Genomic DNA, 15,472 nt, shown 5'->3' with positions numbered 1-15,472 from the left:
CACTTCTTCATTTGTTACTTGCGTAATCGTTGTATTGTTGTTCATTACCCAAACTATTGGGTTACGAATACAACCACACGCGCATTAATGATAACAATTGATCTGTTTGAATCGGTTTCTTCACATAATCGGATGCACCAGCTTCAATACACTTGCCCCGATCATCTTTCATAGCTTTGGCTGTCAGTGCAATAATTGGTAATTTCTCGAATCTCGGAATCTGCCGAATACGTGTCATTGCCTCGTATCCATCCATTTCCGGCATCATCATATCCATTAACACCAGGTCGATATCCGGATTCTTATCCAAAATCTCAAGAGCTTCCCGCCCGTTCTCAGCAAATGTAACATCCATTCGATAGCCTTCAAGCACACTCGAAAGGGCAAATACATTTCGAATATCATCATCCACGAGCAGTATTTTCTTACCTTCAAACAAAGTTTCCTTGTTATGCAGCTTCTGCAGAATTCTGCGCTTGTCTTCCGGCAGATTGGCTTCTACCCGGTGAAGGAACAAGGTTGTCTCATCCAGCAGACGTTCAGGTGATTTCACGTCTTTGATAATGATGGACTCCGCATATTTGCGCAGCTTCATTTCTTCCTTGCTATCCAGCTCTTTGCCTGTGTAAATGATAATCGGAAGATCATTCAGATATTCATCATCCCTGATCTGGTCAAGCAATTCGAATCCGGTCATGTCCGTCAACATCAGATCCAGCACCATACAATCGTACCGCTGGCTATGGAGCTCGGTTAAAGCCTCGCTGCCTGTAGACACAGCCGTTATGGCAACATCATCATGCCCAATGAGTTCAATAATTGCTTTGCGCTGTATTTCGTCATCTTCCACAATTAGCAAACGTTTCAACTGGTTCTCTGTATAGGATTCGATATGCGAGAAAGCTTTATCCAGCGAATCCTTACTGGATGGTTTTTTCAGGTAGGCAATGGCCCCCATCATCAATCCTTGCTTCATATCATCAATCACGGAAATAACATGAACCGGTATATGGCGTGTTGCCGAGCTGCTCTTCAGTTCGCCCAGAATCGCCCAACCATCCATGACCGGAAGCTGAATGTCGAGAATAATCGCATCCGGCAAATATTGACGAGCCATTTCGAGCCCTTTGTCTCCTTGAGTTGCCACAATTGCCTTAAATCCTCTTCCTCTCGCCATATCCATCAAAATGTGAGCAAAATTCACGTCATCCTCAATAATAAGGAGAATTTTGTCACCATCCGCCAGATTGTCCTGATCATCATCCATCTGAACGGATACAGCTGTGTCGTTTGCTGGCATATTCATTAGGGAAATACTGTCAGGTTCTGGTGCAATGACCGTTTGCCTGTTTGAACGTAATGTCCCGGATCGGCTTGCAGACGAATCATACTCGGCAGATGCGGCCGCCAGGGAAGCACCTTCCTCTTCCGGAGCTGCTTCTTCATGATTGTCCGGAAGGTATAACGTAAACGAACTGCCCACACCTTCAGAGGACTCGACCTGAATCGCTCCGCCAAGCAGACGAGCAAGTTCACGGCTGATGGATAGGCCTAGTCCGGTTCCGCCGTATTTGCGACTGGTAGTTCCATCGACTTGCTGGAAGGCTTCAAAGATCAGATCTGTTTTGTCTGAAGGTATTCCAATTCCTGTATCCTTCACGGTAAATCCGATATATTCCTGATTGGTGTTCAGATACCCCGGAAGTTCTTCCGGTTTCATCTTCCGTCCAATAATGCTCACGGATCCCCGGTTGGTGAATTTGAAGGCATTCGATAGCAAGTTGCGTAAAATTTGCTTGACACGATGGCCGTCAGTGTACACCCATTCCGGTAGATTACTTTCAAATTCAATGTTGAGATCCAGTTCCTTTTTATTGGCCATGGGGCCAAAGTTTTGTTTCACAAAAGCGGTCAACTCATCCATTCGGACTGTCTCATAATTGATATCCATTTTTCCTGCGTCTACTTTGGACAGGTCCAAAATTTCATCAATCATTTTAAGCAGATCCGCACCGGACATATAGATCGTTTGAGCATATTCCTGCTGTTTGCTGCTCAGATTGCCTTCCTTGTTTTCAGACAGTAATTGAGACAGGATCAGCAGACTGTTCAGCGGTGTCCGAAGCTCATGCGACATATTGGCCAGGAATTCGGACTTGTATTTGCTTGTCATCGACAGCTGCATGGCTTGCTGTTCCAACTGCGTTTTCGTTTTCTCAATTTCGTCATTTTTCTCTTCGACTTCACGAACCTGCTCTTCAAGTGCACGCGTCTTGGCAATCAATTCGGTATTAAAATGTTCGAGCTCCTCCTGCTGACGCTGCAGCAATTCTTCGGAACGTTTGAGGGCATCCGTCTGTTCTTCCAGATTTTCATTGGAACGACGCAATTCTTCCTGCTGTGTCTGCAGTTCCTCGGACTGTACCTGAAGTTCCTCTGTAAGAGCCTGTGATTCACGCAGCAGCTCCTCCACACGCAGACGGCGGCGCACGTTATTAAGAATGACGCCCAGATTCATAATGAGCTGAGAGAATAACTGCTTATGCAGATCATTAAAACCTTCAAACGAAGCCAATTCGACTACACCAATGAGTTCATCTTCAAAAACGACAGGGAAGATCATAATGCTGGTCGCGCGGGTAGAACCCGATGCTGAACCAATCTGAATGTAATCTTCAGGCGTATTTTCAAGAATAATCGGTTTCATATCCAGGGCTGCTTGACCAATTAAACCTTCGCCAACCCGATATATTTCCTTGCCAATGTCCTTGTTCTCCTCAAAGGCGTAAGCCCCGTATCGTCTCAACTCATCAGGGTGCTTCTCTTCATCAATCAGATAAACTACGCCGAGCTGTGCTCCAAGGACCGGAGTAAACTCACTGATAAACATTTGCGAGATCTGGCGAATGGAACCAACACCACGCAGCAATTCAGGCACTCTGGCTATGTTGGAGCTCATCCAGTTCTGATCCTGCTGTGCCTGCATATAAGCCTTCTCGACTTCCTGTTTTTCTTCGAGATCGGCTGATACCTCTTTGAATACATTGGCAATCTGCCCAATTTCGTCTGTAGACTTGACCTGAATGCGTCTGATGGTACGATATCGGCCTTTGCCAAAACTTGTAATCATCATCGAGACGGTATTCAGCCCTCTTGTAATACTTGGGAGTACCCATAAAATCACACCAAGTGCAAGCAGCAAACCGCCGACCATAATGCCTACTGTAATCTGAACGGCACGGTTGTATTCCTCGTTCGCCTGCCTGATTTCGGTATCAATCTCCTGATCCTGAAAACGGGAAAGCGCGTTTAGACTATCTACAGCTTCCTTCTGCACGGCAAGGCCCGTTGAATTGCGGTAGTTGTTCCCATCTTCCGCACGTCCCTGGGCCATCAAGCTGATCTGTCTAGTCGCATATGAATTATATGAATCCCAGGCTGCATTTACACGGTCAACCAGCTGATGCTCGCCTGCACTGTCCGCCCGTTCACGAACTTCCTTGAGGTAACCCTCTCCCCGTTCCTGCATTTCCTTGAGTTCATTTTCAGCAGCATTCGTTGAGTTATTCGGGTTTAGCAACAAGTTAGCCAGTACTTTCGCTATATCATTAACTTCTCCACGTACAGACGAAGTATATCTAACCTTTAAGTACCGCTCCTGATACATCTGATCAACCTGTTGATTGCTGCTATTTAGCCGTTCATAGCTTACAAATGTAAGTACAATCAAGATAGCCATGAGAGCGGTAAAACCAATCAGCAGCTTATTTCTGATCTTCATTCCGTTTCCGCCCCTTTATTTAACGTAATCCACACCAGGCACTTATCATCATCTCGCTCTTGGGGAATCTCATCATCAAAGAACAGTGCCTGCATGTGAGCTTCATTCCATTGATGTGTTCCCTTCAGCTGCTCTTTCAGGAATTCCAGTTGTTCCTCCTGCTCCCCTTGAACGGCCTCGAGCAGTCCATCGGTATAAAGCGCAATATGTCCGTCACCCTCGTAGTGGATGGTCTGTGGTTCAATATCCATCTTATCGAACAAACCTACCGGACAGCATACGGCATCAAATGTCGTTACACTTCCATCTTCCTGGAAAAACAGTGCCGGCGGATGCCCTGCGTTGACATAATCAATGCGCTTCATTCGGGTATCTATCACCAGGTATATCGCTGTAAAGTAGTACTGTACCAGCTGCTTCTCCAGATGCAGCTGGTTAAAGCGACGGTTCAGCTCCTGAATCACCTTTTCGGGATCTACGTACGTCGTAACCGTATCCTTCAATACCGAAGCAATAAACATGGTAAATAAAGAAGAAGAAATACCGTGCCCCATCATATCCAGCAGCAATACGCCATAGCGGCCTTCACCAAGCGGATACCAGGAGTAGAGATCTCCTGCCAGTTCAAAAGAAGGTTTATAGATGGCATTCACATGGAACAACGGCTCTTCAATTGCCGGACTTAATACTGCATTCTGCACCATAGCAGCCAGCTTAAGCTCATCCTGAATGCGTTGGTCGCGTTCCTTATGCCAGTCCTTCTCCTGCTTCAAACGGAGAGCCAGCCGAATTCGAGCCATCAGCTCCACCTTGTTAATCGGTTTGGTTACATAATCTGACGCTCCCGCATCCAATGCTTCGGCAAGTTTCTTGGAGTCGCCGATTGCTGTAACCATAATAATAGGAATATCCTTAAGATTTTCGAATTTTTGAACAATACCGCAAGCTTCGATTCCATCCATTTCAGGCATCATCATATCTAGCAGAATCAGGTCAATATCCGACGGTCTGGGACGAAGTTCGTTGTTTTCCTCCCCGATTCCCAAAACTTCAAACATTTCCATGGCCGAACTCGCGGTTATAATGTCACGATAGTTCTCTTTTTTCAGAATCTCTCGAATAATAATGACATTCGTCGGATTGTCGTCAACAATAAGTATTTTCATTTCTATCTCCCTTATCTGTGGCGTTCCGTTCCGGGTTTGTCGATTTTTATCAAGTCATGTAACAACCCAAAATATACATTTTTCGCGATCAATACAGCGGTAGACATAATATTTCCTACTATAACTATAATCGTAAAAGCAAAAAACTTCTATCAGTAAATGGCACCACTACAGGAAAAAACACCTGTTTGCTGCCCTGTTTTTGCCGCGTTCTGATCCCGCTTCCAAACTCGCAAAAACATAGATAAGGAATGGGGATATCCCCATTCCTTATCTATGTTTTTGAATCTGAAGCTCGTCCTGTTCAGGATGCTTCAATTACCATTTGAACCATTTAATCCTTTTTCTTGGCAATAACAAGCACTTTGCCTTTATCGAGTTCACTCTCGTAAAAGTCTGCCTCAGCTTCTGTAAAGCCCATGGATACTATTTTGGCCCGGAGTTCATCACCACGTGATCGGAACAAATTCGCCATGGAGTCGAATACGCCTTCTTCCTTGATACCGATTTCCTTGGCATCCGCTGTATCAGCAATTCGATCCGTACGATCCTTCTCGTGGGCCAGAACGAAGATGTGATCAGCAAGGTAACCGGTATTCTGCAGCTCTTTCACTGCTTCTACCGCTTGAACTCCGTTTTCCACCACTTTTGCATAAGCTTGCGCATTGGTTGAATTCATCGTCTCCACTCTCCTCTGATATCTTCTTTTCGAGCTACTTTTAATATATAACCTTGCTCTATTGGTTTGAAACGCTTCTTTAATAAGAAACCATTTCTCTTCTACTGGAGATGATCTTCAAATAGATCGACTCCGTCAATCTGCTCGGTGCCAGGCTTGATATAAACCTTGATGGCTTGATTACCCCGCAGATACACTTCTCCATCTTCAGCTACCACATACGGTTCACCCAAAGCCTTGCGAATGGATTCGACATTCATGTCTATCCACTGCTGGTTGAGTTTCAACCGCTCCTCGGCTCCATCAATGTGGATATACTGGATCTCTCCGGTATCCTCACAGAGTCCAACCTTGACGTCAGCAAACTCATATTCGGGACAACCCAGATATGGATCTGCCTTTTTGTGACGGGGCTGACCCTTCTCAGATATAATATGACCTTTGCTGTCATCCAGGGAAATGCCATTCAGAGTCTGAAAATGCCGAACCGGTCCGGATCGATCAGCAGCCAGAGTAACCTCTGGCACTTGTTCTTCCACTACCGTCCATTGCATATCTTGAGCAGCAGGTACTGCCGCCGGTTGAACGGAAAAGGGAGAAATAACGCTAAACATAACAAGCAGTAGTTTCATCATGATTCTCACCCTTTCATAAGTTCAGTTCATCACCGCTCCGAAAGACATTCAGGATTACACAGCGGTCATGTTATTTACGCATACGTTGCCACACATTAGCCGCCAGATCGATGTACTTCACCCAATTTTTCCCGCCCTTTGCCGTATCATTATATGTAGCCTGATAACTTTGAAGGGTCCGATCCGTAGGTGTTGCAGGCGCTGTCTGTACTTTGGCTACCTCTGCTCGTTTGTTTTGCGGGTCTTGATTGCTGCGTTTGGTTTGAAATTTGGCGATCATCGTCGTGGATACCTGTTTGGCCGCCTCGGTCACCTCATTCAAAACCTCTCCCAGATTTTGTACCGATTCCATTACCGGATCAATTTGTTTCATCTTGTGCTGCACATCTGCCGTAATATCGTTGGCATGCCTTACCGTCTGCTTCACTTCATAACTCAGTTCATCAATCGTTTTCTGAACTTCCTGAAGTGTCTTGGACACGTTGTCCAGTGAGCCCTGAGCCGATTTTAATGTACGAATCAAAAAGAAAACCAATACTGCAAAAGCCACCGCAATCAAGGCCACACTAATTTGATAGATCATAGAAGAACCTCGCTTTCTCATATACATCGTTTTGTTATTGCTATAGTTACCCGACCATTTCAGGCGCGAAACAAAATCAGAACGGACTTTACCCTTCCCTGTTTTTGGAAAATTGATGGATGTTTCATTAAAAACCCCCCAGGTTAAAGAACAACTACACACGGCAGCGGAATAAACATCGCTGACCCCATATTCCTAAACGAAAGGATGAATACTCATGTTGAAATGGTCTGTACTATTTCTAGTTATTGCTCTTGTAGCAGGGATTTTCGGATTTTTCGGTATTGTTGAGGCAGCCGCTTCCATTGCCAAAGTCCTCTTCTTCATCTTTGTTGTATTGTTCGTCATCTCCCTGATCACTGGACGCAGCCGAATGCGATGAATCGGGTTGCTTTGGATAACCTCTTCATCAGATTACATACAGAAGCCTAGCGTGCTTGCAAAAGCCGTTAGGCTTTTGTTATGTGTCTGTCGTGTCTGTCCTTTTTGAATCGATTGTCCTAGGGCATAAGGTCCCCCCATCTAATTATTATGTATTACACTCCTTTCTTCTCTATTCCATCCGCACTCCTCTTTAAACCGGATTTTTATCCACAAACAGGACTTTTTTTACATAGCCAGCCCGGTTTTCTCCCACTGTGGTCTGATATTTACAAGCTTCCCATATACCCACAATTGCTCCAGTTGACTCTGGAGAATAAAAGAAAATATTGTTAAAATGTTGATTCACAAGTGAGGTCGCTTGGTTACTTTAAACACAGAACAACAAATTACATACCTAACCCGAGGAGGAAAAAACAATGAAAAAAATCGTAAGTTTTGCCGCTGCTTTGACTTTGATGGGTTCAATGGCTGCTGCTGCAGGTGCTGAGGAAGCGGTTACTGGAACAGTAACTCCGGAAACAGGAACCCAGGCAACAAAACCTGTGGAAACAACACCTGCTGTTGAAGTAAACAAACCGGTTGTTGAAACCGTTGAAGGTACAACAGAAACGGTTACTGGCGCAACATATGGCACGGATGATGACAAAATCTTCGACGAGCCTGTTGTAAAACCAGGTGATGAGGTTCTTGTACCTACCATGCTGCTTAATCTTCTGGAGCGCACTTGGTTCTACGATGCACCTAACGGTAAACCAATCGGTGCACTGAGTGCCCAAGTAATCGATACAACTGGTGAAGTTGTAGACGGTTTCGATGGTGGCGAATGGGTTCAAGTATACACTTGGAAAGGCAAAGCGTGGATCCACGTTGCCATTAAATAGTATCGTATAATCGTTCTAAACATAAGTAAAGAGGACAGCGCTCATAGCGACTGTCCTCTTTTTCAAACAAAATATTTAGCTCAAATCACTCAGGTAGGTTCTGCTGTGTCTTCCATTCTCGGCTCAACATGCACGTGAACATGCATAATATTGTGTGAACGCTTCAGCCGTTCCTCCACTTGATCACAGATCCGATGACCTTCAATTAAACTAAGCCCGCCATCCACTTCAATGACTACATCCACAAGCACATGACTCCCATGTACACGTGCCTTGACGTCCTTAATCATCTCTACTCCAGGAACCCGTGCTACAGATGACCTAAGATCCGTTAACTGATCTTGATCGAATCCATCCGTTAAACGATGCGTGGAATCCCGGAAGATTTCCCAGGCGGTTTTGCAAATCAGAAGTCCTACAGCAATTGCAGCTACCTTGTCCAACCACGGTAAACCAAATTGGGCCCCCACAATGCCGACTGCCGCTCCGATACTCACCCAGGCATCTGACCGATTATCCTTGGCCGCGGCCATGAGCGCCTGATTGTTAATCTGCAGCGCCAAGCGATGATTATAACGGTATACGCCCAGCATAACCACCGCACAGATTACAGCGACGGCAGCAGACCATAAGTTAGGTGCTGCAAAGTCCCCTTCATACCATGAACGTACTGCTTCAACCAAAACCTGTAGTCCAACCATGGCCATAATAAAGGATGCAATTAAAGCAGCAACGGTCTCTGCTCTGAAATGACCATAAGCATGGTCTGAGTCAGGCGGTTTCTGGGAAATCCGAAGTCCAATCAATACGGCAACCGAAGCAACAATATCCGTAAGGTTATTAAAACCATCTGCCAGCAATGCGCTGGAAGCGAATAAATATCCACAGATTAGCTTAAAGGCGGACAAGATCAGATAAGCTGCGATGCTGACCCAAGCCCCCCGCTCCCCTTTACGTATTTCTTCATAAGCGTTCAAACCGGGCGACACTCCTTTTACGTTTCGTATTACGGTTTTTACATGGTACCAAATGCCACCCTTGTGGGTCTATAGAAACAGTGTTGCCAAGTTGCATGGCTGTAGGGAAGCCGAAACAAAGTTGCCAAACCGCATGGCTGTAGGCTTAGAGAAAAAGTGTTGGTCTAGTCAAAAAGTGAAGGATCCCCGCTTATTATCAGGTTGCCCTTGTGGGGCTTTTGCAAAACGTATAAAATAGGTACATCCCGTCCAATTCGGACGGCTTACTGTAAGACCGGGAGGGAAACAATGATGAGCGAAAACACTGAACCAAAAAAAATCAGTTTGCAGGATGCCATACGCCAGAAACTGGCGCAGAAGAAACAACAGGCGAACTCTGGTAACCAATCCAGCGCCTACTTTGAAGGCGGACCAAAAGCGATGAAGAGCCAAAACAATAAAAAGCCTAACAATCAGCGCCGCCGTACAGGTGGATCCTAGAGAAATTTCGGATCTGCTTATACAAGAAAAAGAACCGCAAGCTCCTTTCAACAGGGCTTACGGTTCTTTTTTATTACATTGGGGTTCTGGACCCCAATATTTTATTTTTAAGCTTCAACCGGATACATTTTTTTGCGAAGTTCTTTAATTTCTTCACTTTCCAGATATTCATCATAGCTCATTTGGCGATCAATAAGGCCATTTGGCGTAATTTCGATAATCCGGTTCGCAATGGTTTGGATGAACTGATGGTCATGGGACGTGAACAGCATCGTGCCGTCAAAATCAATCATACCATTGTTCAGGGCAGTAATAGATTCGAGATCCAAGTGGTTTGTTGGCTCATCCAGAATCAGTGCATTCGCACCCGTTTGCATCATTTTTGCCAGCATACAGCGAACTTTCTCTCCTCCGGAGAGTACGCTTGCCTTTTTCAAGGATTCCTCGCCTGAAAAGAGCATACGACCCAAGAATCCGCGAAGATACGTTTCGTCCTGATCTTTGGAATACTGACGCAACCAATCCACCAGCGTCATGTCTACACCGTCAAAATATTTGGAGTTGTCTTTCGGGAAATACGCCTGTGATGTTGTTACACCCCAAGTATACTCACCGCTATCCGCTTCCACTTCACCCATAAGGATGTCAAACAACAGCGATTTGGCATTACCATTCGGGCCAACAAATGCGATTTTATCCCCTTTGTTCACCACGAAGCTAATTTCATTCAGCATGTTCACACCATCAATTGTCTTGCTTACACGATCGACAGTCAACAATTGCTTGCCTGCTTCACGCTCAGGTTTGAAGTTGATGAACGGATATTTACGGTTTGATGGACGAAGATCGTCCAGCGTGATTTTGTCGAGCTGTTTCTTACGCGAAGTTGCTTGCTTCGACTTGGATGCATTCGCGGAGAAGCGTTGAATAAAGGCTTGCAGCTCTTTGATCTTCTCTTCTTTTTTCTTGTTCGCATCACGCTGCAACGCGAGCGCCAGTTGGCTGGATTCGTACCAGAAGTCATAGTTACCTACATACAGCTGGATTTTACCGAAATCGATGTCCGCAATGTGCGTACATACCTTGTTCAAGAAGTGACGGTCATGGGATACAACAATAACTGTACCTTCATAATCCATCAGGAAGTTCTCGAGCCATTGAATGGATTCAAGATCCAAGTGGTTGGTAGGCTCATCGAGCAGCAAATTGTTTGGAGTACCAAACAATGCCTGTGCCAGCAAGACCCGAACCTTCTCGTTACCGCTCAGCTCTGTCATCTTCTTCTCATGCATATCACGATCGATACCCAGACCGATCAGGAGCGCCGCTGCATCCGGCTCAGCATCCCAGCCATTCAGCTCGGCGAATTCACCTTCAAGCTCACCGGCACGCAGACCATCTTCTTCGGTAAAGTCCGCTTTGGCATACAGTGCATCCTTCTCTTTCATGATGGAGTAAAGACGGCTGTGGCCCATAATTACGGTTTCGAGAACCGGGTACTCATCATATTCAAAGTGGTTTTGCTTCAAAACGGCCATACGTTCGCCCGGGGTGATGTGCACCTCTCCCGAGTTTGCTTCAATTTCACCGGACAAAATTTTCAGGAATGTTGATTTGCCGGCTCCGTTGGCGCCGATCAGGCCATAACAGTTGCCTGGCGTGAATTTGATATTCACATCTTCAAAAAGTGCACGTTTTCCGTAGCGGAGCGTGATGCCGCTTGTACTAATCATTAAGCATACCATCCTTTATTTTAATAATCTGCTACTGCATTCATAGCAATCATGGATTCAATATCCCGTAGCCTATTCTGGCACCATATTATAACACAAAAAAACGGCAAATTCGAAAATTAGCCGCTTTTTACTCGTTAAAGTTTTGGTAATTGTGCATTTGCTGCGGATATACCCCTACCTTAGCATATTTTTGCCCGCTTTTGTTAGCTCTTTCTATGATCCTCATGACGAATACGCAGGGTCTCACCGTGTCCGAGCACCCGGATTCGTTCTTTGTGGATTCCGAGTCGTTCACGTTCGACTTCCAGCCGATCCAGCGCTTCCTTAGGCGTATCATCCGCGAGTTTAAACGTACCATAATGCATCGGAACCATAAGCTGTGAGCCGGACTCCACGAATCCTTGCAGCGCTTCTTCCGGCGTGACGTGCTGGGATGTCATAAACCATTCGGGTTCATAGGCACCAATCGGCATTAACGTAACACCGATGTCAAATCGCTCTCCAATCGTTTTAAAGCCCTGAAAGTATCCTGTATCCCCAACAAAATACAAAACAGGCGGTCCCTCTGATTGCTGCGATGTCTGCGTTCTTGATTCTGAGGACGGTTCGTTCTGTTCACTTGCAGCCGCACTCTCCTCGGCCGAAGTTGTCAGTGCATGATGCTGCTCCAATACATATCCGCCCCAGTGGGATGTATTCGTATCAAATAACGTCCGGCGGGTCCAGTGCTGTGCAGGGACAAAGGTGATTTTGACGCCGCCGAGCACGATATGCTCCCACCACTTCATCTCATGGCAACGATGGAAGCCCTTGCGCACCATTTTTCGTTTAAGCCCATCCGGTACAATCAGCAAGGTTTTGGCGGTAACCAATTTCCGCAATGAAGCGAGATGCAAATGATCATAGTGAGAATGGGATATCAGGATGACATCCAGCGGTGGAATATCTTGAATCGGAATACCGGGGGCACCCAGTCTCCGTTGAAATCCCATTTTTTCGGCCCACACGGGGTCAGTCACGATGTTCAGTCCATAATATTGAATAAAAAAAGTGGAGTGACCGATCCAGGTAATAGTTGTCTCATCCCGGTTGGCATGCAGGTAATCCAGCTCAGGCGGGTGTTTGGGCACGGTATACGAATAATCCTTCACCTTGCTCCGCCGCTGCTCCCTCCACTGCTTGAATTCCTTTAACGTTTTGTCCGTACTTACATTATCAATGTTGTTATAACGGATTTTCGGCATGAAAGGGCCCTCCTCCCTTCCTAATATCTTAACCCAACCTAAGCCTTTTTGAAAAAAGAGAGGCGGATTAATCTTTTGGGTTTTTGCATACTGCCAGATACACGAACAGAAACGCAATCGCAGCAACAATAATGAGCGGCGGTGCATACATGATCGTGAATTCTTCAAAGAAGCTCAAACCCGTTATGCCCGGAATGCCTGTTGCCCCTTCCAGATTCATGAGGTTCATCCTTTCTTTTTACCCGATTGGCCACGGACGTAATTCGCATCAAACAGGAACAGCTTCATGATGAGGATTAGCGACGGAATCAGTACCAGCAGACCGAGACTGAATGCCGTTATGAGTGCGATCCCCATCGTCCGGTTGGTAAAGCTGTCATAGATGTTGATGTACGGATACAGGATATAAGGCAGATGCGACCTGCCGTATCCATACCAAGCGAAGGCGAACTGAAGCATCACGGCGATAAAGCACCACCCGAGGTACTTTCGCTTCCACACAAGAGAGACCGCAATAACAAAACAAATAAATGATGCGATAAACATCCACGAAATATTGACCATTTGCTCAAAGTGCACGGGATTCTGTTTGTTAATCTGCAGGAACGCCAGGAAGCTGGCAAAAATGGCGGGCAAGCTCCACAGCAGCGCGTATTCCCTCAGCACCTCAAATGCTGCCTCATCTTCAGCTCTCTTGGCATAATAGGACAGAAACATCGCCGAAATATAAAGCACACTGACGAGCGCAAGCAGTACAACCGACCAGGTATATGGGTTCGTCAGGAATTCACCCCAGCGAAAAAACACCTGCTCACCAACCTGCTCAATAATTCCACCCTCTGAAATGGCCAAAATCGTAGAAAAGACAGCCGGGATCAACAATCCCGTCGCACCATATAAAGCCATGTAGATGCGACTGTTTTTACCATGATTGCCATAGGTATTGTACGCGTAGTAGACCCCCCGAATCGCTAGCAGCACAATGGCCAGGGAGCCGGGAACCAGAAGAGCTGTTCCATAATAAAAGGCACTATCCGGATAGAATCCTACCAAACCTACGACGAAGAAGATCAAAAACACATTCGTCACTTCCCACACCGGTGACAGGTAGCGCTGAATAATGTTATGGATCTTGTTCTCATGACCTGTGAGCAAGCTATAAAAACTGAAAAATCCCGCTCCAAAATCAATAGAAGCCACGATCAAATAACCAAACAAAAATGTCCATAATATCGCAATGCCAGCAATTTCGAAGCTCAATGGACAATCCCTCCCTCAAGTCCAAGCGACTCCAGCTCTTTCTCGGCTTCCTTGTTCCGGAACAGCTTGCTGAGTACCCGAATGCAAGAAAAACAAAGGACCAGATATAACAGGATGAACAGAACCAACATCCACCCTACCGAGGTCGAGGTAGTAGCCGCCTCAGACACTTTCATGTATCCCCGCAGAATCCATGGCTGCCTGCCTACCTCGGCAAACATCCAACCCAGCTCAATCGCAACCATGGCTAGCGGACCGAGGAAAACAATGCCGAGCAGGAGCCATTTCGGATACGGCTTTCGTCCCGGAAGCCAGCGGCGGAATACATACAGAACAGGAATCAGCAGGATGATCACCCCTGTCGTTACTTTCAGGTCAAACATGTAATGAATGGACAACGGCGGCCGCAGATCAGCAGGATACTCTTCCAGTCCCTTCACTTCGGTGTCCAGCCGATTTCCCGCGAGAATACTGAGCGCATACGGAATTTCAATCGCATATTTCACCTCATTATTCTCGTCGAGTATTCCGCCATAGACGAGCGGGGCCTCCTTCATGGTCTTGAAGTGCCATTCTGCCGCAGCCAGCTTCTCCGGCTGGTATTTGGCCAGAAACTTGCCCGAGGAGTCGCCGAGCATGACTGTACTAACCGCAAACACTAGGGCACATACCGTGGTGAGCTTAAGTGCCTTTTTGTAATAAACATGGTCACGCCCACGCAGCAGACTGAACGCAGCAATACCTGCAAGAACACCGGCACTGAGCGTATATGAGGATCCCAGCACATGAGAAACCTTGGTTGGCGTAGCAGGGTTCAACATGGCTGCAATCGGATGAATGTCCTTCATGATGCCGTTAATCAAGGTAAATCCTTGAGGCTGATTCATGAAGGAGTTCACAGTTGTAATGAATATTGCCGAAGCGGATGATCCCAGTGCTACCGGAATGAGCAGCAGCATGTGTGTGTATTTCTTCTTGAACCGATCCCAGGTATACAGGTAAATTCCCAGAAAGATTGCTTCCACGAAAAAGGCGAACGTCTCCATAAACAGCGGCAGGGCAATCGCCTGGCCCGCGACCCGCATAAACATTGGCCACAGCAGGCTAAGCTGCAGACCGATGGAGGTTCCGGTGACGACACCTACAGCCACGGTGATGACAAATCCCCGTGCCCATCTGCGTGCCAGCAAGGTGTAATGGATATCGTTCGTTCGCAGCCCCCGCCATTCGGCCAGCGCAATCATTAGCGGAACGCCTACGCCGATGGAGGCAAATATAATATGTACAGCCAGGGTCAGACCGGTCAGAATCCGGCTGAGCAGAACAGGGTCCAGCGATGACATGGGTGACACTCCTCTTCATCATGATGTACAGCTTCATGTATCTGCTTGTCCTAATAGCTCAATAACTCATGATACGCATGATACTTTTCACAACGGCATACAGTACGACCACTGCTGCGACCAGGCAGACAATAATGAGCGTTTTCTCCTGTTTGCGAAACATATACCTGCCATCCTCCTTTTGATCCGATGCAAATTATGGCGCTATAGACAGTTTGCAAAAGTTCATGGTTTTTTATCCTGAAAATTTGAAAAACAAAAAAAGCCTTTATCCTTCAGTACATGGTTCACTGAAAAATAAAGACTTAGTGATGTGTATTCCG

Annotated in this window: 14 protein-coding genes; 3 read left to right on the top strand and 11 right to left on the bottom strand. The window is 46.3% G+C overall.

From position 1 onward, the window contains the following. Window positions 1–61 precede the first annotated feature (61 nt). The 5 genes from CHH60_RS25645 to CHH60_RS25625 all read right to left on the bottom strand — a co-directional run bounded on the left by CHH60_RS25645 (window position 62) and on the right by CHH60_RS25625 (window position 6,844). The gene (locus tag CHH60_RS25645; protein ID WP_095361782.1) at window positions 62–3,781 is read right to left on the bottom strand and encodes a response regulator; all 3,720 of its coding nucleotides are present in this window, start codon (window positions 3,779–3,781) and stop codon (window positions 62–64) included. After that, entirely contained in the window at window positions 3,778–4,947 is a 1,170-nt protein-coding gene (locus tag CHH60_RS25640; protein ID WP_095361781.1) for a PP2C family protein-serine/threonine phosphatase, read from the bottom strand. Before CHH60_RS25640 ends, CHH60_RS25645 begins: the two co-directional genes overlap by 4 nt. Window positions 4,948–5,281: 334 nt before the next feature. Then, complete coding sequence (locus CHH60_RS25635) at window positions 5,282–5,626, bottom strand: general stress protein (protein WP_095292442.1); 345 nt, start codon at window positions 5,624–5,626, stop codon at window positions 5,282–5,284. A gap of 101 nt (window positions 5,627–5,727) precedes the next feature. Beyond that, a complete protein-coding gene (locus tag CHH60_RS25630; RefSeq protein ID WP_141236991.1) occupies window positions 5,728–6,261 on the bottom strand; it encodes a hypothetical protein in 534 nt (177 codons plus the stop codon). A 70-nt stretch (window positions 6,262–6,331) separates the two neighbouring features. Beyond that, window positions 6,332–6,844, bottom strand: coding sequence for a DUF948 domain-containing protein (locus CHH60_RS25625; protein WP_095361779.1), 513 nt, complete (start codon window positions 6,842–6,844; stop codon window positions 6,332–6,334). A 217-nt stretch (window positions 6,845–7,061) separates the two neighbouring features. Between CHH60_RS25625 and CHH60_RS25620 the strand changes: the two genes are divergently transcribed. Together CHH60_RS25620 and CHH60_RS25615 are read left to right on the top strand one after the other, a co-directional pair. After that, on the top strand, window positions 7,062–7,226 hold the full coding sequence (locus tag CHH60_RS25620) for a DUF1328 domain-containing protein (RefSeq protein WP_082704249.1): 165 nt from the start codon (window positions 7,062–7,064) through the stop codon (window positions 7,224–7,226). Between the two features lie 418 nt (window positions 7,227–7,644). Beyond that, complete coding sequence (locus tag CHH60_RS25615) at window positions 7,645–8,109, top strand: hypothetical protein (RefSeq protein WP_095361778.1); 465 nt, start codon at window positions 7,645–7,647, stop codon at window positions 8,107–8,109. An 89-nt stretch (window positions 8,110–8,198) separates the two neighbouring features. Here CHH60_RS25615 and CHH60_RS25610 read toward each other — a convergent pair whose 3' ends face one another. Next, a complete protein-coding gene (locus tag CHH60_RS25610) occupies window positions 8,199–9,086 on the bottom strand; it encodes a cation diffusion facilitator family transporter (protein WP_095361777.1) in 888 nt (295 codons plus the stop codon). A 291-nt stretch (window positions 9,087–9,377) separates the two neighbouring features. On the opposite strand from CHH60_RS25610, the gene CHH60_RS25605 reads away from it, so the two are divergent. Further along, window positions 9,378–9,566 (top strand): hypothetical protein, encoded by a 189-nt coding sequence (locus CHH60_RS25605; RefSeq protein ID WP_095292429.1) that lies wholly within the window; start codon window positions 9,378–9,380, stop codon window positions 9,564–9,566. Between the two features lie 107 nt (window positions 9,567–9,673). Here the strand turns inward: CHH60_RS25605 and CHH60_RS25600 are convergent, their stop codons facing one another. From CHH60_RS25600 to CHH60_RS25585, 5 genes are all read right to left on the bottom strand, one after another. After that, complete coding sequence (locus tag CHH60_RS25600; protein WP_095361776.1) at window positions 9,674–11,299, bottom strand: ABC-F family ATP-binding cassette domain-containing protein; 1,626 nt, start codon at window positions 11,297–11,299, stop codon at window positions 9,674–9,676. A gap of 206 nt (window positions 11,300–11,505) precedes the next feature. Beyond that, the gene (locus CHH60_RS25595) at window positions 11,506–12,546 is read right to left on the bottom strand and encodes an MBL fold metallo-hydrolase (protein ID WP_095361775.1); all 1,041 of its coding nucleotides are present in this window, start codon (window positions 12,544–12,546) and stop codon (window positions 11,506–11,508) included. 67 nt (window positions 12,547–12,613) lie between these two features. Beyond that, the gene (gene cydS / locus CHH60_RS29995) at window positions 12,614–12,766 is read right to left on the bottom strand and encodes a cytochrome bd oxidase small subunit CydS (RefSeq protein ID WP_170948273.1); all 153 of its coding nucleotides are present in this window, start codon (window positions 12,764–12,766) and stop codon (window positions 12,614–12,616) included. A 5-nt stretch (window positions 12,767–12,771) separates the two neighbouring features. Further along, entirely contained in the window at window positions 12,772–13,806 is a 1,035-nt protein-coding gene (locus tag CHH60_RS25590; protein ID WP_095361774.1) for a cytochrome d ubiquinol oxidase subunit II, read from the bottom strand. After that, window positions 13,803–15,149, bottom strand: a complete 1,347-nt coding sequence (locus CHH60_RS25585; protein ID WP_095361773.1) for a cytochrome ubiquinol oxidase subunit I — start codon at window positions 15,147–15,149, stop codon at window positions 13,803–13,805. Before CHH60_RS25585 ends, CHH60_RS25590 begins: the two co-directional genes overlap by 4 nt. Window positions 15,150–15,472: the final 323 nt, after the last annotated feature.

Source organism: Paenibacillus sp. 7523-1, from assembly GCF_002276415.1.
In the GTDB taxonomy this organism is placed as follows: domain Bacteria; phylum Bacillota; class Bacilli; order Paenibacillales; family Paenibacillaceae; genus Paenibacillus; species Paenibacillus illinoisensis_A.
Note: the sequence above shows the minus strand (reverse complement) of the source record. Positions and strands in the feature narration are given on the sequence as shown.

What these genes read in the sequence shown, in the direction of transcription:
- CHH60_RS25645 (WP_095361782.1), bottom strand. Translation starts at nt 3,781, where the DNA reads ATGAAGATCAGAAATAAGCTGCTGATTGGTTTTACCGCTCTCATGGCT.
- CHH60_RS25640 (WP_095361781.1), bottom strand. Translation starts at nt 4,947, where the DNA reads ATGAAAATACTTATTGTTGACGACAATCCGACGAATGTCATTATTATT.
- CHH60_RS25635 (WP_095292442.1), bottom strand. Translation starts at nt 5,626, where the DNA reads ATGAATTCAACCAATGCGCAAGCTTATGCAAAAGTGGTGGAAAACGGA.
- CHH60_RS25630 (WP_141236991.1), bottom strand. Translation starts at nt 6,261, where the DNA reads ATGATGAAACTACTGCTTGTTATGTTTAGCGTTATTTCTCCCTTTTCC.
- CHH60_RS25625 (WP_095361779.1), bottom strand. Translation starts at nt 6,844, where the DNA reads ATGATCTATCAAATTAGTGTGGCCTTGATTGCGGTGGCTTTTGCAGTA.
- CHH60_RS25620 (WP_082704249.1), top strand. Translation starts at nt 7,062, where the DNA reads ATGTTGAAATGGTCTGTACTATTTCTAGTTATTGCTCTTGTAGCAGGG.
- CHH60_RS25615 (WP_095361778.1), top strand. Translation starts at nt 7,645, where the DNA reads ATGAAAAAAATCGTAAGTTTTGCCGCTGCTTTGACTTTGATGGGTTCA.
- CHH60_RS25605 (WP_095292429.1), top strand. Translation starts at nt 9,378, where the DNA reads ATGAGCGAAAACACTGAACCAAAAAAAATCAGTTTGCAGGATGCCATA.
- CHH60_RS25600 (WP_095361776.1), bottom strand. Translation starts at nt 11,299, where the DNA reads ATGATTAGTACAAGCGGCATCACGCTCCGCTACGGAAAACGTGCACTT.
- CHH60_RS25595 (WP_095361775.1), bottom strand. Translation starts at nt 12,546, where the DNA reads ATGCCGAAAATCCGTTATAACAACATTGATAATGTAAGTACGGACAAA.
- cydS (WP_170948273.1), bottom strand. Translation starts at nt 12,766, where the DNA reads ATGAATCTGGAAGGGGCAACAGGCATTCCGGGCATAACGGGTTTGAGC.
- CHH60_RS25585 (WP_095361773.1), bottom strand. Translation starts at nt 15,149, where the DNA reads ATGTCATCGCTGGACCCTGTTCTGCTCAGCCGGATTCTGACCGGTCTG.